Source organism: Paenibacillus sp. BT-177 (assembly GCF_025846815.2).
GTDB classification, from domain to species: Bacteria; Bacillota; Bacilli; order Paenibacillales; family Paenibacillaceae; genus Paenibacillus; species Paenibacillus polymyxa_C.
Window position 1 is genome coordinate 268,160 of sequence record NZ_JAOYTP010000002.1, and the last position, 23,041, is coordinate 291,200.

General features: G+C 47.4%; 19 protein-coding genes and 1 riboswitch. Of the genes, 4 read left to right on the forward strand and 15 right to left on the reverse strand.

Features of this window, described 5'->3' with window-relative positions:
• Window positions 1–98: 98 nt before the first annotated feature.
• On the forward strand, window positions 99–863 hold the full coding sequence (locus OIU26_RS07430) for an MBL fold metallo-hydrolase (RefSeq protein ID WP_264216407.1): 765 nt from the start codon (window positions 99–101) through the stop codon (window positions 861–863).
• A 72-nt stretch (window positions 864–935) separates the two neighbouring features.
• Window positions 936–2,024: a M24 family metallopeptidase gene (locus OIU26_RS07435; protein WP_264216408.1), complete on the forward strand. Its 1,089-nt coding sequence runs from the start codon at window positions 936–938 to the stop codon at window positions 2,022–2,024.
• A gap of 65 nt (window positions 2,025–2,089) precedes the next feature.
• On the opposite strand, the gene OIU26_RS07440 is transcribed toward OIU26_RS07435, so the two are convergent.
• The 5 genes from OIU26_RS07440 to OIU26_RS07460 all read right to left on the reverse strand — a co-directional run bounded on the left by OIU26_RS07440 (window position 2,090) and on the right by OIU26_RS07460 (window position 9,018).
• Window positions 2,090–2,788: a queuosine precursor transporter gene (locus OIU26_RS07440; protein WP_040101837.1), complete on the reverse strand. Its 699-nt coding sequence runs from the start codon at window positions 2,786–2,788 to the stop codon at window positions 2,090–2,092.
• 247 nt (window positions 2,789–3,035) lie between these two features.
• Window positions 3,036–4,433 (reverse strand): L-cystine transporter, encoded by a 1,398-nt coding sequence (locus tag OIU26_RS07445; protein ID WP_264216409.1) that lies wholly within the window; start codon window positions 4,431–4,433, stop codon window positions 3,036–3,038.
• A gap of 241 nt (window positions 4,434–4,674) precedes the next feature.
• Complete coding sequence (locus OIU26_RS07450; protein WP_264216410.1) at window positions 4,675–6,576, reverse strand: beta-glucoside-specific PTS transporter subunit IIABC; 1,902 nt, start codon at window positions 6,574–6,576, stop codon at window positions 4,675–4,677.
• Between the two features lie 166 nt (window positions 6,577–6,742).
• Window positions 6,743–7,576, reverse strand: a complete 834-nt coding sequence (licT, locus tag OIU26_RS07455; protein WP_264216411.1) for a BglG family transcription antiterminator LicT — start codon at window positions 7,574–7,576, stop codon at window positions 6,743–6,745.
• 209 nt (window positions 7,577–7,785) lie between these two features.
• Window positions 7,786–9,018 (reverse strand): PTS transporter subunit EIIC, encoded by a 1,233-nt coding sequence (locus tag OIU26_RS07460; RefSeq protein ID WP_264216412.1) that lies wholly within the window; start codon window positions 9,016–9,018, stop codon window positions 7,786–7,788.
• A 498-nt stretch (window positions 9,019–9,516) separates the two neighbouring features.
• On the opposite strand from OIU26_RS07460, the gene OIU26_RS07465 reads away from it, so the two are divergent.
• Window positions 9,517–11,220 carry a methyl-accepting chemotaxis protein gene (locus OIU26_RS07465; RefSeq protein WP_264216413.1) on the forward strand — a complete coding sequence of 568 codons (1,704 nt, stop codon included), beginning with the start codon at window positions 9,517–9,519 and terminating at the stop codon, window positions 11,218–11,220.
• A gap of 99 nt (window positions 11,221–11,319) precedes the next feature.
• Here the strand turns inward: OIU26_RS07465 and OIU26_RS07470 are convergent, their stop codons facing one another.
• The 10 genes from OIU26_RS07470 to cobD form a co-directional block, all read right to left on the reverse strand.
• The gene (locus OIU26_RS07470) at window positions 11,320–12,939 is read right to left on the reverse strand and encodes a cobyric acid synthase (RefSeq protein WP_137078106.1); all 1,620 of its coding nucleotides are present in this window, start codon (window positions 12,937–12,939) and stop codon (window positions 11,320–11,322) included.
• A 38-nt stretch (window positions 12,940–12,977) separates the two neighbouring features.
• Window positions 12,978–13,847 carry an adenosylcobinamide-GDP ribazoletransferase gene (cobS, locus tag OIU26_RS07475; protein ID WP_264216414.1) on the reverse strand — a complete coding sequence of 290 codons (870 nt, stop codon included), beginning with the start codon at window positions 13,845–13,847 and terminating at the stop codon, window positions 12,978–12,980.
• On the reverse strand, window positions 13,844–14,404 hold the full coding sequence (gene cobU, locus OIU26_RS07480) for a bifunctional adenosylcobinamide kinase/adenosylcobinamide-phosphate guanylyltransferase (protein ID WP_058829195.1): 561 nt from the start codon (window positions 14,402–14,404) through the stop codon (window positions 13,844–13,846). The genes cobS and cobU overlap by 4 nt, the downstream gene beginning before the upstream one ends.
• Window positions 14,401–15,471, reverse strand: a complete 1,071-nt coding sequence (gene cobT, locus OIU26_RS07485; protein WP_264216415.1) for a nicotinate-nucleotide--dimethylbenzimidazole phosphoribosyltransferase — start codon at window positions 15,469–15,471, stop codon at window positions 14,401–14,403. The genes cobU and cobT overlap by 4 nt, the downstream gene beginning before the upstream one ends.
• A gap of 42 nt (window positions 15,472–15,513) precedes the next feature.
• Complete coding sequence (locus OIU26_RS07490) at window positions 15,514–16,350, reverse strand: ABC transporter ATP-binding protein (protein ID WP_264216416.1); 837 nt, start codon at window positions 16,348–16,350, stop codon at window positions 15,514–15,516.
• Window positions 16,347–17,393 (reverse strand): FecCD family ABC transporter permease, encoded by a 1,047-nt coding sequence (locus tag OIU26_RS07495; RefSeq protein ID WP_058829192.1) that lies wholly within the window; start codon window positions 17,391–17,393, stop codon window positions 16,347–16,349. Before OIU26_RS07495 ends, OIU26_RS07490 begins: the two co-directional genes overlap by 4 nt.
• Window positions 17,390–18,397 (reverse strand): cobalamin-binding protein, encoded by a 1,008-nt coding sequence (locus OIU26_RS07500; RefSeq protein WP_264216417.1) that lies wholly within the window; start codon window positions 18,395–18,397, stop codon window positions 17,390–17,392. The genes OIU26_RS07495 and OIU26_RS07500 overlap by 4 nt, the downstream gene beginning before the upstream one ends.
• Before the next feature lie 208 nt (window positions 18,398–18,605).
• A riboswitch (cobalamin riboswitch) is annotated at window positions 18,606–18,820 on the reverse strand.
• A gap of 96 nt (window positions 18,821–18,916) precedes the next feature.
• Window positions 18,917–19,669 carry a histidine phosphatase family protein gene (locus tag OIU26_RS07505; protein ID WP_264216418.1) on the reverse strand — a complete coding sequence of 251 codons (753 nt, stop codon included), beginning with the start codon at window positions 19,667–19,669 and terminating at the stop codon, window positions 18,917–18,919.
• Window positions 19,670–19,683: 14 nt separating this feature from the next.
• A complete protein-coding gene (cbiB, locus tag OIU26_RS07510; protein WP_264216419.1) occupies window positions 19,684–20,655 on the reverse strand; it encodes an adenosylcobinamide-phosphate synthase CbiB in 972 nt (323 codons plus the stop codon).
• A complete protein-coding gene (cobD, locus tag OIU26_RS07515) occupies window positions 20,645–21,745 on the reverse strand; it encodes a threonine-phosphate decarboxylase CobD (protein WP_264216420.1) in 1,101 nt (366 codons plus the stop codon). The genes cbiB and cobD overlap by 11 nt, the downstream gene beginning before the upstream one ends.
• Before the next feature lie 159 nt (window positions 21,746–21,904).
• Between cobD and OIU26_RS07520 the strand changes: the two genes are divergently transcribed.
• Window positions 21,905–22,906 carry a lipoate--protein ligase gene (locus tag OIU26_RS07520; RefSeq protein ID WP_013369984.1) on the forward strand — a complete coding sequence of 334 codons (1,002 nt, stop codon included), beginning with the start codon at window positions 21,905–21,907 and terminating at the stop codon, window positions 22,904–22,906.
• The last annotated feature ends 135 nt before the right edge of the window (window positions 22,907–23,041 follow it).

A 23,041-nucleotide genomic window follows, 5' to 3' on the forward strand; every position in this document is an offset into this window, starting at 1 on the left:
TCGAGTTGTTTTGCGGATTAGTCCCAAAGGGTCTTATAATAGAGCTTGAAGATAAGCCAACACTACGTTAACCGATTTAACGACATGAGACGGGAGGTATGCTTCGGAGACAAAGGAATCCGAAGCAGCTTAATATGAATATTGGAACTCAAATTTTGATTTTGGAAGTGTCTATGGGACCTTTTTTTGGTAATTCGATCATTCATCCTGTACTGCTCAAGGACGAGGATGGACTTACATTGATAGACTCGGGCATGCTCGGCCAATTGGAGCCTCTGCGCAAGGCTATTTCAGATGTGGGTGAGGATATAAGCCGTCTGAAAAGAATTATTATAACGCATCAGGATATTGACCATATCGGAAATGTTCAAGCACTGCTGGACTTGCTACCGAACACTGCCCTGCTGGCCCATAAGGATGACATTCCATATATGACAGGAGAACGACCATTTATAAAGCTGACGCCGGAACGCATCAATCTGATGGAGCCTGCACTCAAGCAACAAGCAGAGGATATGATTCGCCACCTGCCAGATTTGCGCTTTGCTCATATTCTTGAGAACGGTGAACATCTGCCTTATGGTGGAGGCATACAGATTATTCATACACCCGGTCACACGCCCGGACATATCAGCTTGTATGTGCCTGCACAGAAGCTGCTGTTGGCAGCAGATGAACTGCGTGTAGTCGAAGGTGAGCTGGTCGGTCCCGCCGAGTCAGCTACGCCGGATATGCCGTTGGCTCTGAAGAGTCTCGATAAACTGACTGTATTAGATGTGAATAAGGTACTCTGCTACCATGGTGGTTACTATGATCAGAATGTACAGGCACGTCTGCAAGCATTAAGTCAGTCAAGAGAATAAGCTATATAAAGATATAAATTATGATGTAACAAGAGCTATAATGAATAAATGGACAGAAAGGAATGAGACTCTATGAATGATAAAATTACCAGATTGTATGATGAACTGAAGTCACAAGCTTGGGATGGCCTGCTTGTGACCGATCCCAAACATATTTACTACCTGACGGGCTTTGCCAGTGATCCACATGAGCGGTTTCTAGGGCTCGTGCTGCTTCGTGACCAAGAACCTGAACTGATTGTACCAGCCCTGGATGCAGAAGCCGCTCAAGCTGCTTCTTCGGTGACGCGTATATCCACCCACACCGATACGGACAATCCATATGATCTGTTACGCCAACGCACAGGTACCGGAGTGAAAGCATTCGCACTAGAAAAGGAACACGTCTCCGTCCTCCGTTACGAACAACTACATACTGCCATTGGCGCTGATCAATATGTGGACCTGGGTCCGGTGCTTCAAGAAATGCGTGTGAGAAAAACTCCTGAGGAAGTACAACGTTTGAAACATGCAGCTCGTTTGGTGGAAGATGCTCTTCGTCACGGCCTAACCCATGTTCGCGAAGGGGTGACAGAAGTCGAGCTGGTAGCCGAAATTGAATACCAGATGAAAAAACTCGGTGCAGATGGTCCATCCTTTGACACGACAGTGTTGTCTGGACCCAAAACAGCCTTGCCTCATGGTGTTCCGGGGACCCGCAAGCTGCAACACGGCGATCTACTCATGTTTGATATGGGTGTATATTCCGACGGTTATGCTTCGGATATTACACGCACTTTTGCCTTTGGCAAGCTGTCGACTGAGCTGGAAACGATATATAATACGGTTCTTCGCTCAAACGAAGCCGGAATTGCCGCCATTCGCCCGGGAGTTTCCTGCGCATCCGTAGACCAGGCAGCTCGAGCCGTTGTTGAAGCCGCTGGATATGGCCCTGCTTTTAACCATCGGGTTGGACATGGTCTTGGTATGAGTGTTCATGAATATCCATCTGTACACGGAGGCAATAACGATCTGCTTCATGAAGGGTTTGTGTTCACGATCGAACCCGGCATCTACGTTCCAGGTCTTGGGGGCGTGCGGATTGAAGATGACGTTCTGGTTACCTCTGAGGGTGTAGAAGTACTGACCTCATTTCCAAAGGAACTGACCGTGCTGGGGTAATCTATCGTATTCTTTGTAATTTATATGTTAAAAGTATGAAAAAAAGAGGGGCAACCCCAAGCCAATCATGGCTTGAGGTTTTGCCCCTCCTCTTCTATCAAGCGGAAATTACGTGCGATGTATAAAATCGGTGTACCGGCCGCAGTCAGTACAAATTTTAAGATGTAGGTGGTGAACAGCAGCTCGATCCATATCCCCCACGCATAGCCGTAAAAGGCAATACTACAGAAAATGAGGGTGTCTATAAACGAGCTGATCATCGTGCTGCCATTGCCGCGAATCCAGAGCTGATGACGCTCCGGGAAAAACTTGCGAATCCAGGCATATAGACGCACGTCCAGCAATTGACTGACCGCATAGGCTGTCAAGCTGGCAAGCGCAAGCCTTGGCAACAATCCGAAGAGCTGTTGCATCGGTGTCTGGGCAAAATCCGTTGCAGTAGGCTCAAATAACAGCACCATCTGCATAGTGATCGTCGTCATAATCAGAGTGAAAAAGCCGAACCACACAGCTTTTCGCGCCTCTTTAGGCCCATATTTTTCATTTAGTAAGTCGCTGGCCATATACATAGAAACATACATTGTATTTCCCAATGTCGTGGTAATGCCGAGCAGATCAATGGTTTTGGTTACCTGAATGTTGGCTAATACAGTAGCAACGCCAATCCAGGCGTACAGCCCCTTTTTACCAAACAACCGATAACATAACAAAAAGAACATAAAATTGACGAGGACAAATGCTGCCCCCCATAACAGATTAAACATGAAATCCTCCTAGTTTTGATAGCGCGGGATGGTTGCGAACCGCGGTTCATCCGAACAAGCCGGAAAAACATTATTTTAATGTATCATAGATTAGGATTTGTGAACAGCTATAATTTACACGGTCATAAGCCCAATATAAAGAGCCGACCTTAAGGTCGGCTCTTTATATTGGGGTGCTCATTGCACGTATACATATGCTATAAATGCGATAAGAGACTGCAGTGTACACCATTCGTCTATCTTTTACTTAAGAGTGTGCCGCTACATCCAGATCCGTGCCATGGTTGTTGAACACGTCTTGATCGTTCTCCTTGAGTACTTTGCCAGAGATAAGGCCTGCGGTAATAGAATCATTAACATTTAACGCAGTGCGTCCCATATCAATCAACGGTTCAACCGAAATGAGCAATCCTGCCAAGGCCACGGGAAGGTTCAGGGTAGAGAGCACAATCAGGGAAGCGAAAGTAGCACCCCCGCCTACACCTGCCACGCCGAACGAGCTGACCGTAACAACCAGAATAAGCGTTAGGATAAAATTCCAGCTTGTAGGATCTATGCCCACCGTTGGAGCAATCATGACCGCCAGCATGGCCGGATAAATACCCGCACAACCGTTTTGCCCAATGGTTGCTCCCAAGGTCGCGGACAGATTCGCGATGCCGTCGGAAACACCAAGCTTTTTCGTTTGTGTTTCAACATTTAATGGAATAGTCGCTGCACTGGAACGAGACGTAAAAGCAAAAACCAGTGTAGGCAATACCTTTTTCACATATGTCACTGGATTATAGCCGAACAAGGCCAGCAAAATAAGATGAATAACGAACATGACCAATAAAGCCACATAAGAAGCGAGTACAAACTTGATCAGCTTCAAGATTTCATCCGGATTTGTCGTAGCTACAACTTTCGTGATCAATGCTAAAATACCGTAAGGCGTCAATCTTAGCACCAGCGTTACAATCCGCATCACTACAGCGTACACTGCGTCGATCACTTTGCGGAAAGTTTGCACCTGCTCTGGTTTTTTACGATCCAATCCGAGTACTGCCACCCCGATAAAGGCTGAGAAGATAACCACCGCCAACGTCGATGTACGGCGTGCCCCTGTCATATCTTCAAAAGGATTCGAAGGAATAAATTCCAGCACCTGCTGCGGAATAGTCATATCCTGGACTGTTCCCAGTCGTTCCTCCATCTTCAGGCCTTGCGCTTGCTCCTTTTCACCACTTTGAATCTCAATTGCTTTTAGATCAAAAGACAGGCTGGTTACAATACTTACAGAAGCAGCAATCGCCGTTGTAATCAGTAGTACTGCAATAATGGACACGCTTATTTTGCCAAGGTTCTGTCTTCCCTTCAAATTCATTATAGCCGAAATAATCGACATCATGATCAGTGGAATAACGACCATTTGCAGCAAACGGACATAACCATTACCTGCAAGGTTGAACCAATCGACCGATTTGGTAATGACCTCTGAGCCGGCCCCATAAGCGTACTGAAGAATAGCACCGTAGATTAGTCCGAAGCCGAGCCCGGTAAATACCCTTTTTGTAAAAGAGATGCGCTTTTTCTGCATCCAGACCAACACGCCGAGCAGTGCAAGCAGCACGATGACATTCAAAATAATAAAGAAGGTATCCATATATCATTTCCTCCAAACTTAAACGTAAGATGTTTTCTAAAGTGACCCTTCAATTCGAAGATTACTATATCACAAAGCCAACTATTTTTGTAGGTTTTATTGAAATAAAAATAATAAAGCTGCTTCAGCCTTAGATTTTATGAAAATGACAAACAGCAAGCCTTCGTAAAATAAAGGCTTGCTGTTTGTTTTCCTGAACACAACGATTCGTATTCAATTCATTCGTAGATTTTTTTAGCTGTTAGACGATCACTGTATATAACAGTTCCTGTTCCTTAACCACTTTATGCTGATTCCCGGCAGGCTCCAACTCGCTAAACTGATCCACATTCGTAACAATAACAGGCGTTATCGTTTCGTAACCAGCCTTGCGGATTTCCACCAGGTCAAACTCCAGTATAAGATCGCCTACCTTCACGCGATCTCCTGCTTTAAGATGAGGCGTAAAATGAAGTCCTTTTAGTTTAACAGTGTCCATCCCTACGTGAATGAGCATTTCAAGTCCTGAATCACTCACCAAGCCTACAGCATGTCCGCTTTTGGAAATAGAGAACACTGTGCCGTCAACTGGGGAAACAACCCGACCTTCGGAGGGTTCAATAGCCCATCCTCTACCCATAATTTCTTGAGAAAATGCAGGATCATTAACTTCACTGAGCGGTTTAACTTCACCCATAATTGGGCTGAATACCGGGATTGTCTCACCTTTCGGAAGTGAGCTCACCGCAGATTGTGCTACTCCCTTAGTAGAAATGCCACCGGCAGCATCTGCTACTTGTGGTGCCTCTTCGTTCTTTTCATCTGTAAAACCGATCACATAGGTAACAATCGTAGCAACCACAAATGCAATAATGAGACCAAGAATTGCATACAAGAAAGTCGGTCCAATAAACATAGCCAGACCAGGCAAACCAACGAGTCCCCCGACGACGTACGCTTTTGTGCCAAACAAACTCATGAAGCCCCCGCCGACAGCTCCGCCGATCAACGCTGCCGTAAACGGTTTTTTAAACCGCATATTAACCCCATACATTGCAGGCTCGGTTACACCCATAATAGCTGTCAAGCTCGTGGAGAAGGCCACTGTTTTGACTTTGGCATTTTTGGATTTCAAGAATACGCCAAGTGTAGCACCAGCCTGAGCCAAGTTAGCTGCTCCCATAATTGGAATCATGTAGTCATAACCCAGCGTTGCAATCGATCCGATCATAATCGGAACCAACGCGTAGTGCATACCAGTCATAATGATCAGGGAGAAGGTACCGCCTAGCAGCAGACCTGCAAGTGCACCTGTATTTTCAAACAACCAAGAGATACCACCAGACAGGCCGTTACCAATAATAGAGCCGAGCGGCCCTACAGCAACCAAAGTCAAAGGTACAATAATCAATAAAGTCAGTGTTGGGACAACAAGCAACTTCAGTGATGCATGAGTATACTTATCAATGAATTTTTCAACATAGGACGCCAGCCAGATCGCGATAACAATTGGAATAACGGTCGAAGAATACGTGGCCGCTGTCACCGGAAGGCCAATAAAGCTAACCTTCACATTCGAAGCCAGTAATGCTGTAATGTCTGGATGTAAAATAGAAGCACCAATCGCCGCACCAATAAACATATTACTGCCGAGTTTTCTAGCAGCACTGACAGCCAGAATAATCGGCAGGAAGTAGAACGCACCATCACCTATTGCCGCTAAAATCGTATAGGTTTGACTCTTGTCAGACATCCAGTGCATAGCTACCAATAGGGCAATGATCCCTTTGATCATACCTGCACCGGTGATCGCCGGCAAAATAGGTGTAAACATACCCGCAATAAAGTCGAACAGTTGGCTGATCGGGTTTTGTTTTTTCTTGGATGCAGTGCTTGCGCCTGTTTCACTTTGCGGTGCCTTGGACATGTTGCTCACCAACGATTTATATACATTAGCTACATCATTACCGATAATCACCTGAAACTGGCCGCCACTCTCCATGACTCCCATGACACCATCCGTTTTTTGTAACTGCTCTTTTTGAGCTTTCTTATCATCATGAAGATTGAAGCGCAAGCGCGTCATGCAGTGAATGACCTGCTCTACATTTTCTTCTCCACCGACCAATGTAAGTATCTCTTTGGATAATTGATTTCGATCCATGAGGTGTTCCTCTTTTCTTTTTAAGGTATGAAGTGTGAAAATTGGGAATAAAAAAAACCTGAATACAGAAAGCAGACAGCTTTATAAAAGCCAATCTTCTTTCAGCATTCAGGTTTTGCCTTCTGGTTTAGAAGTAGCAATCCTAAATCCCTGATCATCCATAAAATCATTGATTTTTAATGATACGTTCGATATGAATAGTGAGATATAGCATCTCATCCTGGGATAAGCTCCGACCATAGATCTTAGTCGTATAATCTCTTATTTTTTCCGCACAAGCATAAGCGTCCTTATATTGTACCTTAACCATATCATGAAGGGAATTATCTGTATTTTGTACAGGAGTCCTATTCATAACCCGTTGGGCAAAAAATTTGAGATGTGTAATAAAGCGGTAATAGCTTAACGACTCTTCATCCAGCTCCATTACAAAAAAGCGGCTTACAATGTTTATGATATCCTTGACAATATTAGTCAGGGTTATCGTTTCACGCATTTCACTGTTAAGCTGTGCATTCACCAAATGTAAGGCAATAAACGCCCCTTCATCATCTGGAAGTGTAACCCCCAGCTTGTCCTGAATCATGTGTAATGCTTTGGTTCCAATCGCGAATTCCTTACGGTACATTCGTTTGATCTCCCAGTAAAGTGCATTCTTGATGTCCATACCCAAACGATAACGCTCTATGGCAAAATGGATATGATCTGTCAGCGAAATATAGATGCTGTCATGCAACTCTACACCAAGTATCGTTTTGGCATATTGGATGATTTCATCAGAAATTTCAACATACTCAATAGGGATATCAGACATCAGGGTCATCAATTTACGGGAAACCTCGGTACTTTCAAGCTTGAAAATTTTCTCGATTTTCCCCTCTTCAATCTCATCGCCTGTGTTTTTTTTAAAAGCAATTCCTCTTCCCATAATGACTAATTCTTTCTGCTGTTCATCAATGACCGTTACGACGTTATTATTCAGCACCTTTGCTATCTTCATTCCATCACCTTAAGCCGCTTGGAGTAGTAAAAAAAGGCAACACCAAAACTGACACAAAGTGCCTGTTTATGGTTTTGCCCGATATGCTCAGTAACAATCCATGATTGTGCAGTTTTGAATAACTGTCATCATAGTATCATATAAACACTGAGCTGACAAGATTTTTTTGTAAACACTTTCATGATGTAATTATGTGCGGTCGTTGCACCTTAACTGTTAGAGCTCTTTTCCACATTTAAATCGGAGGAAGCACTGATGCGGGATGCGGGTGCAATTTTGGATCGCTCCTCTTTTTCGTCCACAAAGCCCATAAAATACGTAATTACGCCAGCCGTAACGAACGAAATCAGCATGCTCAAAATGGCGTAAACAAATGTAGCGTCGGAAAACAGTGGTAAACTAAGCAAGCCAGATAAGGCTGTAAAAGCAGTCAATTTCACTTCAAACAGACACATACACGCCCCGCCAACAGCCCCGCCGACCAGTCCCGCGATAAGCGGTTTTTTGAAGCGCACATTAACGCCGTATAATGCCGGTTCAATGATTCCAAACATAGCCAATATGCCTGTGGAAGCAGCTAGTGTTTTGACTTTGGCATTTTTGGATTTAACACATACACCAAAGGCCGCGCCTGCCTGAGCCATAACTGCTGCCCCAACAACAGGAGTAATATAATCATAGCCATTCGTAGCTATGGATTCTATTATGTTCATCGACATCATATATTGCTTGCCCGTAAAATGGAGCACAGGTATCGTCCCGCCAAACAGCAGACCCGCAAATACTTCCGCATCGTCAAACAGTGAAGCAAGACCATCTGACAAGTTATGAGCCAGGGTCGTCCACAGCGGACCAAAAACAAACAGTAATAAAGGCACAATAATGATAAGCGTCAATGTCGGAACGACCAATAGTTGAATAGAATAGCGGTCGAACCTACTCAATCCCTTTTCAATCTTTGATGCAAGCCAGACAACAATAAGGATCAGTATAAAAGAAGCAACATACTGTGGCTCCACCACGGGTAAATCGTCTGAGTTCATTTTTAGGCTGGATTGCAGCAGTTCTATAATGCCAGGATGAAATGAGCAGGCCGCAATTGCCGCCGCAATAAATAAATTGCTACCAAGCTTTCTTGCCGCATTTACCGCTATCATAACGGGCAAAAAATAATATACGACCCCACCAATGTACCCTAAAACAGTGGAAACTTGAGTATCAGAAAAAAAATCTAAGAACAATAAAACAGGCGCAATCACCTGAATGATTCCTCCACCAATTAGCAATGGCAAGCACGGAGTGAATACACCTGAGATAAAATCAAACAGGCGGCTGAACGGATTCCCTCCTCTATTCGCTTTATCTTTGTTTCTAGTCGGTTCCTGTTTATCTTCTCCTTCTACCTCCGAGTTTATTTCCTTAGAAAGTAATTCACGATCCATAACTGCCTTTACCCCTTTTATATGTATATTGAAGACTACATTCGAACGTACTAAAGCTATCTTAGAAGAAGCTTGTAAAAAGTAGCATTCCTTATACTACTTATATTCCTTCTTTTTTACAATAGTTATAAAAGCACAGGTAAAGCCTTTTAATTTCTTACTCCTGATAATTTACATCAAACTTACATCTAAACACCTAAGACCATAGTTATATATTTTTTGTTTGTTTTTGGGCAAATATGACTATTCAACCGTCTGTTAATTATGTAAAATAGGTCTAACCTACTTTTTAGTAAATCATGGATTACTTCCCTTTCTCATTCTTGTCCCTTGAATACAGCTGAAATATACATAGAATCCGAACATTTTCAGTCTTTTCTTCAAGCAAAGAAAGGAAACAAGTAGATCATGGCTGTCTAGTATCTCATTGGACAAGCGGCCTACATCAAGCAGGGCAATCCGTCTGTTTTATTACCATCATGTGAGAGGAGAATTTTCATGAAGCTTTTTAATCGTTCCCTAGGCGCAAAATTGCGGATTATGTTTTTGCTGATTCAACTCTTTGCGTCCCTTTTGTTCAGCATCAGTTTCTATGCAGTAGCCATGAGTATCATTAATAGCAGTGTCATGCCTCAAGTAGATCAATTGCTAGAAACTGGAGCAAAAAATGTGTACCAAGATCTCAATATCTCCTTAGCTGTTCAGGCTGGGCAAGGAAGTGGTTCTGATTCGGGCTCTGCTATGCAGATGGAAGCTTATCTTCAGGACAAGGTCGACACCCTCAAATTAGAATCGGCATATATTGCGGTGCTGAAGGATGATGGTAAGGCCGAAGTTGTCGCACGAAACGTAAAATCAGCATATAAGGTCAAGGATACCCTCGTTCCTGTCGAGGATATTAAAGAAGCAAAACAAGGCGAGATGAATATTAGTGACATGTACAGTGATCCGCATGGAATTCACAAAACCGCCTTCTTTGCCATATCAGGCAGTAATCTAGTTCTTGGCGTGAACGAGGATGTCGGATTTGTACAGGAAAAATCCCAACAAATACTATGGATTTGCATAGGTATTACCTTGGTAACACTCCTGCTGGGCGGAATTATTTCTACGCTTGTCATACGTAAAGTTGTGCAGCCCATTGCCGAGTTGGTTCGTCATAGCGAAAAAATTGCCCAAGGTGATCTTTCACAAGACACGAAGGTTCATGGAGTTAATGAAATCGCTCAACTTGCCCGCAGCTTCCAATCTATGTCTCATAACTTGAAAGAAATGATTGGCCATGTGCTTACTACATCAGGTGCAGTTGTTAAAGGGTCGGACGAGCTGCTTCGTCGGACTGAGGCTATGAGTGTAAAAGTGCAGGACTCTACAGCTGCCGCTGAAGAAGTAGCCAAGGGCAGCAACAGCATCGCTTCTGCTGCTGCTGAAAATGCGCAGGCTATGGAGGAGATTGCTCAAGGTGTTCAGCATATCGCTTCCTCTGCCAATGATGTATCTGATCAAATCAGTGAAGCGACGAAAGAAACGGTTAACGGTAATACGCTTGCTCAAAAAGCTGTAGCTCAAATGTCACAGGTAGGACATGCCGCTGATGAGTCGCTTCGATACATACATAGTATGAATGAACGCTCAGAAGCTATTGGTAGCATCGTTTCTGCAATTTTCGATATTACAAAGCAGATTCAAATGTTGTCCCTGAATGCCTCCATTGAGGCTGCCCGTGCGGGCGAGCATGGACGGGGCTTCGCTGTAGTTGCCGGGGAAGTTCGCAAGCTCGCAGAGCAATCCAAAGAAGCAACACAGGAAATTTCGGACTACTTGGTTACCATTCAGGAAGTATCGCAGCAATCTGTGGACTCTGTGACCCAGGTTAGCCGTGAGATTCACTCGGGAACAGAAATGGTTCAGCAGGCGAGTTTCGCTTTTAACCAGCTAAGTGAGCTCATGCAAAAGATCAACGCTACGATTCAAACCGTATCCGCAGCAACAGAGCAAGTATCCGCCAGCTCGGAGGAAGTATCTGCTTCCGTGGAAGAAACAGCTCTCATTGCTGCCAATGCACAGCATATGATTCAGGAGATCGGTTTAAATGCCGATGAGCAACTGAATGAAATGGAAAGCCACAGTGAGGTTGTTCGTCAATTAAGCCAACAAGCAACTGAGCTGCAAAAGGCGGTCCAAAAATTTAAAATTAAGTAAGCTGAGCTGCTAAAAAAGGTATCTCTCAGTCACAAAAATGACTGTAGAGATACCTCTTTATTTTTTTAAAGCGATTTAAAGGATCTTCCATGAAGAAGTTTATGAATCCATCCCCAGAATGCGATAAACTTGCTCCATATCTAAATGAGCTCGTACCACCTCTGCGACACGGTCAAACTCTTGTTCCTTGGCTTCACGTACAGTAAAAGTGCTATCTAAAGCTGCCAAGCCCTTGGCTTGTCGCAATCCATCCAACCAGGACCGGCGAAAACGGTCATTATCAAACACACCATGCAAGTAGGTTCCCCATACCTTACCGTCAATCGTGCCGCAACCTTCCTCAAAGGCGGCCCCTTCCCCACGCTGAATCTGGAATAATGTTTTCATATTCGTTGAGTCTGGAGTTCTGTCTATAGATACATGTGGTTCCGTGACATACTCCGTAACACCCATATGTATTTCATAACCTTCAATGATTGGCTTGGCGGCAGAACCTGAATCAGGTGCAGCGCTTAGCAAAAGCGGGCAATGATTAGACAGGGTTCCTTGAACACGCACGGTTTGCTTTTCCTTTAAGAAGGTCGTAGATAGAGCTAGCCATCCTAATCCATCTGCCTGCTGCGGCAACCCAGATTCGACGGCATCGGGGTCAAATAGCGCTGTGCCCAGCATCTGATAGCCCCCACAAATACCAACCAGTTGCGTGCGTCCCGTCTTCATGGCCTCTCGAATGTCTTCCTCCAGCCCTCTTTCACGCAATTCCAGCAGGTCGCCGATGGTGTCTTTGGTTCCCGGTAAGATAATAGCGTCCGGTACGCCCAATTGTCCGGCCTCTGTGACATAACGTACGCTCACGTCAGGCTCTGCAGCCAAAGCATCCGTGTCCGTAAAATTGGAAATACGCGGATAGCGTATCACCGCTATATCTAATTCTTTATCTTTTGCTGACCGCTTAGGCTTCTTGTCCAGTACGACCGAATCCTCTGCTTCAATACGAATGTCCGGTAAATAGGGCAATACACCGAGTACAGGAATACCTGTCCGTTCTTCCAGCCAGTCTAATCCCGGTTGAAGCAGGGACAAATCGCCTCTGAATTTGTTAATGATAAATCCACGGATACGCTGTACTTCATGGGGTTCCAGCAATTCGATAGTCCCTACCAGAGAGGCAAAGACACCGCCCCGGTCGATATCCGAAACCAGCAATACTGGAGCATCCGCCCAGCCTGCAAGGTTCATATTTACAATATCGCGGTCCTTTAAATTAATCTCTGCCGGGCTGCCCGCCCCTTCCATAAGCACAATATCATAGGTATCACGCAGCCGATTCAGCGCATCCATAACGGTATGCTTAGCTTGTGGCAAAAAATCCTTTCGGTAATCAGAGGCGCTCATATAGGCATAAGGTACACCGTGTACAACAATTTGTGAGTGCATGTCCTTGACCGGCTTAATCAGAATTGGATTCATATCAGTCGTCGCCTCAATACCACAAGCTTCGGCCTGCACACCCTGAGCACGTCCAATTTCCTTGCCGTCCTCAGTAACATAAGAGTTTAACGCCATATTTTGTGACTTAAACGGTGCGGGACGATAACCGTCCTGCAGAAAGATCCGGCACAGCGCAGTCGTTACTACGCTTTTGCCCACATCCGACGCTGTTCCTTGAAGCATCAATATAGCTGCCGGGTTCGTGCGGGACGGTTCGAAAGTTGACAATTGCCTCTTCCCCTTTAACGAATTCATTTCAAATTGGGTTACAACCCGTACAAAATGACAATAAACAGCAACAAAACCGTCTCCAGCAATTCGTTCAAAGCTCCGTATATATCCCCCGTAAGTCCCCCAAGGCGACGGTTAATACGGTTTGCAACAAAGGTTCCAGCTCCGTAGGCCAAAAGCGGAAGCAATGCAAAACCTAGCCAGATTGGAAAAAAACCAGAATACGAAAGATGCATCTGTAAGTATGCCCCTGCTAACGATAGGCCCCCTGCTTCCTCTGTTACTGTAGCTAAACCTGCAAAGATATATTGCCCTACAGCAGCGCATAGCGTCACTAATACTGCCCAGAATACGGCCAGTCCGACACGTTTACCGTTCATATCAGCAAAACGCGCCGCCAGCCCATCATCGTTACGGGCTTTAGGCCAGCGCCTCATCGCATGTACCATAAACCAACGGCTCCAAACCATCGGAAGTATCAGCAAGCCGGACCCATTTCGCTCAACCAGCACGGTATACAACAAAGAAGCCTTGAGCATGAGTAGCAGTACACAAGCAATAACACCCATCGCTCCTACACGGCTATCCTTCATAATTTCCAGCATCCGTTCACGGGACCTGTAGCTAAACAAGGCATCAGCCGCATCCATCCACCCGTCCAGATGCAGTCCGCCCGTCAACCACACCCAGACAGCAAGGGTAAGAATCGCACATGGCACTGGTGGCAGCACCATAGCCGTAAGCGCCGCAAAGCTCCAAACGATAATGGCAATAACCAATCCAACCAGCGGATAATAGCTTGTACTGCGTTTCAGCAACTCCGGGGAAAAATCCAGCTCCGCCTTGACCGGTAGACGGGATAAAAATTGAAAAGCCGCAGCAACAGCCTGACGTTCACTGCTCATAGCTTATATTCCAACTGTTTAAGTTCTACGGGGATACCCGCCGTTACTAAAAAAACTTCATCACAAAGACGGGCAATCCGCTGATTCATAATCCCGCTCAAATCCCGGTACAGCCTTCCAAGCGGATATTCTGGTACAATACCGTCACCGACCTCATTGGTTACGATGACGAGCGATCCCGGATACTGCTCCACAGCTGCCGCCAGTTCATCCATGGCGGCTCTGGCGGCAGTTTCACCGTCCTCGCCTGCGGCCAGCAGTACGTTCGACAGCCACAGGGTCAGGCAGTCGACCAGCACCATAGACGCAGGCTGCGACGCTTGAGCGTTGCCAAGTTGTCGCAGCAGCTCCGGCAGCGCCTGCGCTTCCTCCAGCGTCTGCCAGTCATACCCGGCAGAATCGCGCTGGAGCCGATGAAGAGCGATGCGCTCCTTCATCTCCACGTCATAGGCTTGGGCCGTTGCAATGTAGCAGGCGCGCGGCGCGCGCGCCATGCATAATCGCTCGGCAAAGCCGCTTTTTCCGCTGCGTGCCCCGCCGGTCACGAGCGCCTTCATCGCTGCGCGGCTCCCTGACCGTCCGATACGCCTGCATCGGCAAAGGTCGCCATTTCGCGCATAATCCGGCACGCCGCATCAATCAGGTGCAAGCTCAGCGCACCGCCCGTGCCCTCACCGAGCCGCATGTCCAGATGGAGCATGGGCTCCAGCTTGAGCTGGCGAAGCACCGCCGCGTGTCCGCGCTCGTCCGAGGCGTGCGAAGCAAGCATGTACGCCGCGCTTGCAGGCGCAATTGCGTGTGCAGCGAGAGCAGCCGCGCCGGAAATAAAACCGTCCAGCACCACTGGACAGCGATGTGCGGATGCGCCGAGGATGACGCCTGCCAGGGCGGCAATCTCCAGACCGCCGACCTTGGTCAGCACGTCAAGCGCGTCATTGGCATCCGGTTGATTCACATCCAATGCGCGGCAGACAACGGCTATTTTACGGGTAAGTCCCGCCACATCTACACCCGTTCCCCGGCCCACGATCACTTCCGGCTCAAGTCCGGTGAGCGCACATACAACCGCAGCGCTGGCTGTCGTATTTCCAATGCCCAGCTCTCCAGTAACGAATAGCCGTGTACCACCTTTAACCGCTTCTGCTACAGCTTCAGCTCCGGCCAAAACTGCTTGTTCCGCTTCCGTACGCAGCATAGCTGGCCCTTTAGCCATATTCGAAGTGCCCATGCGCACCTTACGATTCACCAAATCCGGGTGAGAAACATCCGCATTCACGCCAACATCTACTACCTGGACATCAGCGCCCGCATGACGTGCCAGCACATTAATTGCTGCGCCGCCTGACAGCATGTTATACAGCATTTGCTGCGTAACCTCAGCTGGAAAGGCGCTAACTCCCTCTTCACACACACCATGATCCGCAGCCATGACCATCACCGTTTTACGATCAAATTCAGGCTTGTCCACACCAGTAATTCCTGCTAACTGGATGGCCAAACTCTCCAGCTTTCCAAGACTTCCAGGTGGCTTCGTTAATTGGTCCAAATGTGCTGAAGCTGCCGAAGCCGCCACTCCATCCGGCTGGGCAATGCTATCGATCAGCTGACGCAGCTTGTCGTTCATATCTTCCACTCCCTGCTCTTTTTTTAGTATGTTCCCATTCTCCTATTGGTCTGCTGTAGACGCAGCGCTTCTGCGCAGCAAGAGCTGCGGCACACCGCTATCGGGATGCGGAAGCATTACAGGCTCAACACCATATACACGACGAATCCGGTCCTCTGTTAGCAAATCCGATGAAGTACCCAATCCTTCAACCATTCCATCCTTAAGTACAAGCAAATTATCGCAAAACTGTGCTGCCAAATTAAGATCATGCAGGACAGCAATGATTGTCACGCCCGTTTCTTGGCGCCATTCTGCCAGCAACTCCATAAATTCAAGCTGATAGCGCAAATCCAGATAGGTCGTAGGTTCGTCCAGCAGCAATACCTGTGGCTCCTGTACCATCACCTTTGCTAATGCTACACGCTGTCGCTGTCCCCCACTCAAGCGGTCCAATGTTCTGTCGGCCAGTGAAGTAAGACTCAATCGCGCTAGGACCCGATCCGTAATCGCCTCCACATCAACTCCCTTTTCCCTGCCTAGCCAGTCCTGATGAGGAAACCGTCCCATTTCTATAACTTCCCTGACGGTGTATCCCACTGGAGGAATTCCCTCCTGCTGGAGTACGGCTACAAGTTGGGAAAGCTCTTTTCTGCTGTAGCTACCGACCTTTTTACCATAGATATGAACACTTCCAGAAGTCGGCTGATCTACGCCAGAAAGCAGATGCAGCAACGTCGATTTTCCACTCCCATTCGGACCAATGATCCCCCACCAAGCTCCTTCGTCTACGTTCCAGCTAATATTCTTCAACACATGGAATTCTCCATAAGCACGGGTCAGGCCTGCTACCTCTAGCGCCCGATCATCCACCTTCTGTGATTCACTTTGTTTGGTCACAACAGATCCCCCCTGCGTAGCTTCTTGTTCCGGTACAGGAGATACGCGAAGAACGGTGCCCCAACAAAGGCCGTCATAACGCCCAGAGGAATTTCCGTTGGGGCCAACAACGTGCGAGCCGCCGTATCTGCCCAAGCCATAAAAATAGCTCCACCCAGTGCAGATAACGGAACAATCATCCGGTAATCGGGACCTGCCATCAGACGAATGATATGAGGCACAACAAGTCCAACAAAGCCAATGACTCCACATACCGAGACAGCGGCAGCTGTCAGCAAGGTAGATATGATTAGGACAGATAGCTTCGTCGCATCTACATGAACCCCCATATGAGCCGCTTGACGTTCTCCCAAAGCCAGAATATTCAGCACCCGTGCCCGGTTCCATAGAAACACCAGCCCAACGATCACGTAAGGTAAAAGAATTCCCGTATATGACCAACCGCGCAGACTGAGACTTCCCAGCGTCCAGTACAATATTTCATTGACTGTTTCCTTCGACATGGCTGCCAGAAAAGAAACAATGGCTCCCCCAAAAAATTGCATCACCACACCTGATAAAATGAGGCTTTGGGTCGGAATTTTCCCACCTTCACGCGCCAACGTCAACACCATCCACAGCGTCAGCATGCCGGTTATAAATGCAACTAGCGGAAGCGTCCATATACCCACAAATGAAAATTGAAGCCCCCAATAAATCAGTACTGCTGCTCCGACCGAAGCTCCCGAGGATACCCCAAGGGTATACGGATCAGCCAAGGGATTACGCAACACACCCTGAAATCCGGCTCCCGCCAGCGCCAGCGCTGCTCCAACCAACATTCCCAGTAACACCCGTGGCAATCTGACCTTTAAAATGATTTGCTCTGAGGATGTATTCCAATCCGGTGTAAACGTATCACCTAACCACGGTAGGTGGTTGATCAAAATACCTGTGATCTGGCTGACCGGAAGACTGACCGAGCCGATGCCAAGACAGAGTAGCAGCGTCAGCAGCAGCAAGACAAGACCTGTCCCCCCAAAACCGATCAGTCTACGGTTCATTTGAAAATTTCAGGGTACACGCCCTTGGCCACTTCCTTGAGCCCTTCTGTTACGCGTGGACCTGGACGGCTAATCAAATTATCATCCACGGCAAATACACGATGGTTACGAACAGCCGATATTTGATCCCATCCACTGCGAGCTTTTATGATATCGCCGAGGGTCTGGCCTGTTTTATCATCCTTCACACTTTTGCTGTACAAAATCACGTCAGGGTTGGCAGCTATAATATTTTCCTCACTGATTTGGTACCAGCCCTTCTGCGTGGCACCCACGTTTTCGCCGCCCGCCAATGTGATCAGTTCATCCATAAATTCGCCCTTACCCACTGTCCAGCCTGGTGAAAATTCGACGTATACCCGCAGCTTCTGCCCTTTGCCGATATTTTTAACTCCTTCTTTCACTTCTGCTACATCTGCTCTCATCTTGTCAGTCACCGCTCTCGCTTCTTTCTGGTGATCGGTGATTTTCCCATACAATTCGATGTTAGCTATGACATCTTCAACTGTTTTCGGTTCTGTTTTAAAAATCATAATTCCCATATCACGCAGCTTAGTCGCAGCCTGTTCACTAAGTGAAATCCCTGCAAAAACAACTTCCGGGTTCGCAGCAATGATCGCCTCTTCGTTCGGTTTCATAATACCGCCCATTTTAGGCTTTTTCGTAGCTGCCTCCGGGTAATCAGAGTAGTCGGATACACCAACAATTTCCTTATCCAGTCCGATAGCGAACAGCGCCTCGGTTTCTGCCGGGGAGACGGAAACGATCTTATCCGGTGCTTTTTTAAATGTAAATTCCTGTCCTGTTGCATCCTTAAGCGTTAGCGGGTAAACCGTTTTACCCGGAGGCACTTGTGCGGTTACGGTCTGTCCCGGCTGCTGTGAAGAAGCTTGGCCCTCTTTATTTTCTGCATTTTTTCCATTCGCGCCACATGCACTCAGCCCAACTGCCAATATCAGCGCCAATAGACCTGTAGTCCATACCTTTATTTTTTTTCCTGCCATGATTTGCACCCCTTCATACATAAATCGTTAAGAGCGTTACTTGAACTTCATCCGATATTTTCTCATTCCAGCCTTCTTTTCCTATCAAAAACCCCCGCATCCTCATATCAGGACACAGGGGTCACGTTAGCACAGATCGTGCGCAGGCGGGCAGCTTCTTTCCGCATGGACAGTCACTGCGAACACGTCATCCTTTCCTCGAAGGATTATGGTGACAGGCGGACGGGCAGGTATCCTGACTTATGGAAAATGCATGTCCTGATATTCTTTCATATGCTTGGCGGCACATAAAACAGGGCTAATGAGCATGTTTCCATTTACAGTGGCGGGACCGCGTCGGACTCACACCGACTTCCCTTTTAATAGCGCAATAAAGGAAAGCAAGTTCCTCACATGGCGCCGACCTCGTCTGCTGGATATTTGATGTAGTGGTAGTCAAGCCGTTCTTTTACTTGATGATTATAGGTTAAAAAGAGTTAGCTTACAACCCAAACAGTCGCTTTATTCGCCTTGTTTAACCTAATGAGAAAGCAATCTTGCTATACAATTGTGCGGTCCTATCAACCTTAACTGAATCCTAAATGCTTCTCCCGGCTTCGGATTCAGACTCCAAAAATCATGTCCAGGCATAAGCATACAAGCCAACTGACGAATTACACCACCATGCGTGACAATCAAAACAGAGGGCGGCGCAGCATTCGACTCCATTGGCTGAACCTCCAAAGCAATGCGCCACGCAAACAGAGAGTCTAGGAATTCACGCAGACGATTCACAAAATGAATCCAAGGCTCTCCTCCAGGTGGGGTGAATTGTTGCGGCTCATCAATCCAAGCGCGATACAACGCCACATCCTTAAGCATGTCATACGTTTTTCCATCCCACTCACCAAAGTGAAGTTCTCGCAGACGTGGTTCCATGATAGGAGGCATAGCAGAGAGGGAACATTCAGACGTCAATGCAGACTCCGGCAAAATGATCTGCAAGGTCTGGCGACATCGCATTAAGTCGCTGCAATAGATTCGAGCAAAGGAATGTCCCTGCAATTTTTTCTGTAAAGTCTTTAACTCCTGCTCTGCTCCCGACAGTAAACCCAAGTCGGCATGTCCCAGATATCGACGTTCCTTATTCCATAAGGTTGTGCCATGACGAACTAGCACGAGCTCCATGTCCCACTGCAGATCTTCTTTAGCATCATTCGGCTTACTAACCTGTTGTGAGTTCGGACTTGGTGCACTTTCTCGCACTCTTTTTCCTTCTGTATCTTGTTTCAAAATCGTGTCACTCCTCACTGCATCCATCCCAAGGCAAAACACCCTGCGGCTCCCATCAAACACAATCCTACAAACATAGTGGATACGGCGAACATCAGCCGGATCGTATGCCGGATATCCTTCGACTCCAGCGGTCGTATCCCTTCGCCCATATATGCCCGAAAGGAGCGTATGCCGTGATACACATTATAGCCACCGAGACGAATCCCTAGGGCACCTGCCACCGCTGATTCGGGAAATCCGCTATTTGGGCTTGGATGCAGACGGGCATCCCGCTTGATTGTCCGCCAGCTTCTTGCAGCATCCAGCCGATACAACCACGACGCTATCACTAGCATAACTGCTGTCATGCGAGCCGGAATGTAGTTAGCTACATCATCCAGCCGTGCCGAGGCCCAGCCTAAATGCAGGTACTTTTCATTTTTGTAGCCAACCATTGAATCGAGCGTGTTTACGGCACGATATGCCAGTGCCAAGGGTGCTCCCCCGATCAGGGCATAAAAAAGCGGGGAAATAATGGCGTCCACGATATTTTCAGCGACCGTTTCGACGGTACCGCGCACAATTTCGGGCTCGTCAAGCTGCTGCGTATCCCTCCCGACAATCATGCCTAGCTCCCGACGTGCCGCAGTCAAGTCATTCGCCTGCAACGCTCGGTATACTGCCATCCCTGCATCCTTTAGTCCTTTGGAAGCAATCGTAGTTGCAATCAGAACAATTTCTACGACGACAGACAGCCACGGATGAATCCAGGCAAGCACACGCAACAGCCCCCAAGCAAGCACAAAGGAGCCTCCTGCCACAATAAGTGGAAGCAGCATGCCCGCACATTTCAGTCCCTGATCACTGCGGGCCTTACGGCGAATCGCTTTTTCCAATGCTGATATGGCATGTCCCATCCCGATGACTGGATGCGGCAACCATCTCGGATCACCGATTAGCCTGTCCAGCAGATAGGCTGCCATGATTACCAAGCTAACGATCACGCCGCTCCTCCTCCAGCACTTCACTGAGTGCAGACAGCAGCATATTATTGGCTTCAGCGCCCTTGACTGCAATTCGAAAATGGCTCGTCGACAACCCCGGATACATGGCACAACTACGTATAAGAATCCCACGCTGTCCAAGCGCCTGCTGAATAGCCGATGCACTCCACGTTCCCGGCGCCCTTGCCAGCACGTAATTGGCTTCGCCGGGAACGACACCGCAGCCCCATTCCGCCAAGGCAGTCAGTAAGCGACTGCGCTCCGTCGCAATCAGTTCCTGTGTGCGGCGCTCATAAGCTTGCCCACTTCTCAGACACGCCTCTCCAGCCAGCAACGCCAATCCATTAACACTCCAGGTCACCTGTTTGGCCGTCATTTGCCGGATATAGTCCGGATGAGCAATCGCATAGCCCAATCGCAAGCCAGGAATGGCATAAAATTTGGTCATCGATCGGATCAAAATCACATGAGGATAGCGATCCAGCACAGGCAATAGTGAGATTTGCCGTTCCAGTGGGATAAAATCAATAAAAGCTTCATCCACCACCAGCACAGTACCCGTTCTGCCAGCCGCCTCTGCCAGTTCATATAGCTCCTGCTCACCATATTGCACACCGTTCGGATTATTCGGTTGCCCAAGGAACAATACATCTACCTGCTCCATGAGCCGAAGGATGTCCTCCACGTCTGCCTTCCATTGAAGCGAAGCCTTTCCGTATACCCGGTGGATCTCGGCTCCGAATTTGCCAGCCAGCTCGGCATATTCCGAAAAACACGGCTCCACTGTGCCCACACGCTTGGGAGCCAGGCCCAATAGTAAGAGAGCCATGCTTTCAGCCGCGCCGTTACCGATGCTCAGCGACTCCGGTGGAACCTGTAGCCGCCGTGCCAGCATATTTTTAAAGTGGCGGTGCCCAGGGTCAGGATAGCGAATCACCGTGTCCAATGAGCTTTGCAGTGCCTCAAGCACCTCCGGTGGCGGACCAAGCGGATTAATATTTGCACTAAAATCCACAAAATCCGCAGCAGCTCCACCAAATGTCGCGGCAGCCGTTTCCCTGTCCCCGCCATGACCGTAAACCTCTATCATTGCCTCTCATCCTTTCCGGCCGTTTCCAATCATTTAGATCCATTATGAGGCTGCTTTTTGCGTCCCGTCAATGCAAATGAGCTTTTGTACATGGCTCACTTGGGTTACAATAGAGGGAGGCACACATAAATTACACAGTTTATATACGGAGGAATGGACATGCTGTTCATCGACAACCAGGGCATACACGACCCAGCCATTAATCTTGCTATTGAGGAATACGCACTCAAGCATCTACCGCTGGACGACAGCTATCTGCTGTTTTACATTAATCAGCCTTCTATTATTATAGGCAAGCATCAAAACACCGTTGAAGAAATCAACGCTGAGTTTGTGAGAGACAACAATATTCAAGTCGTTCGTCGCCTGTCCGGCGGCGGGGCTGTATATCATGATCTCGGTAATTTAAATTTCAGTTTCATTACCAAGGATAACGGGGAGTCCTTTCATAATTTCCTCAAATTTACGCAACCTGTGATTGACGCTCTCCGCCAAATGGGAGTAGAAGCCGAAATGACTGGACGCAACGATCTGCAAGTCGGAGAACGTAAAATTTCAGGAAACGCTCAATTTGCCACACGTGGACGTATGTTCAGCCATGGTACATTGATGTTCAATTTGAATCTGGACAATGTGGCTGCATCGCTGCACGCCAATCCCGAAAAATTCAAATCCAAAAGCACAAAATCTGTCCGTAGTCGCGTGGCTAACATCAGCGAACTGATGGACCGTGAGATGACTATAGAACAATTTCGCGAGGAACTGCTGCGGTCCATCTTTGGCTCAGAACTGGATCAGGTGCCTCAATATAAGCTCACCGATGCGGATTGGGCTAAAATCCATGAAATTTCCAAAGAACGCTATCAGTCGTGGGATTGGAACTACGGTCTATCCCCCGAGAGCAATATCAAGCACACACGTAAATTCCCGGTCGGTATTATAGATATCCGCATGGATCTGAAGGAAGGCTACATCCGTGATATTAAAATCTACGGGGATTTCTTCGGTGTAGGTGATGTCGCTGATATTGAAAATATTCTGCGCGGCAAGCGTTATGATGAAGGTGAGGTCCGTCAAGCCTTATCCTCTCTCGATTTGAAGCATTACTTTGGTAATATTGAGCTGGACGACTTTGTTGGACTTGTATTTTTGGAAGACTAAGCGTTACTTTTTTCCATGGTTTCAAGCCAATACTTCAGTGGTTATAAGGGGACAGGCTCTTATGGGCGTCGTCCCTTTTTCAATGCAATATTGTCATTTTGAATATTATAAGATACAATTTTAATATTGCCCCAT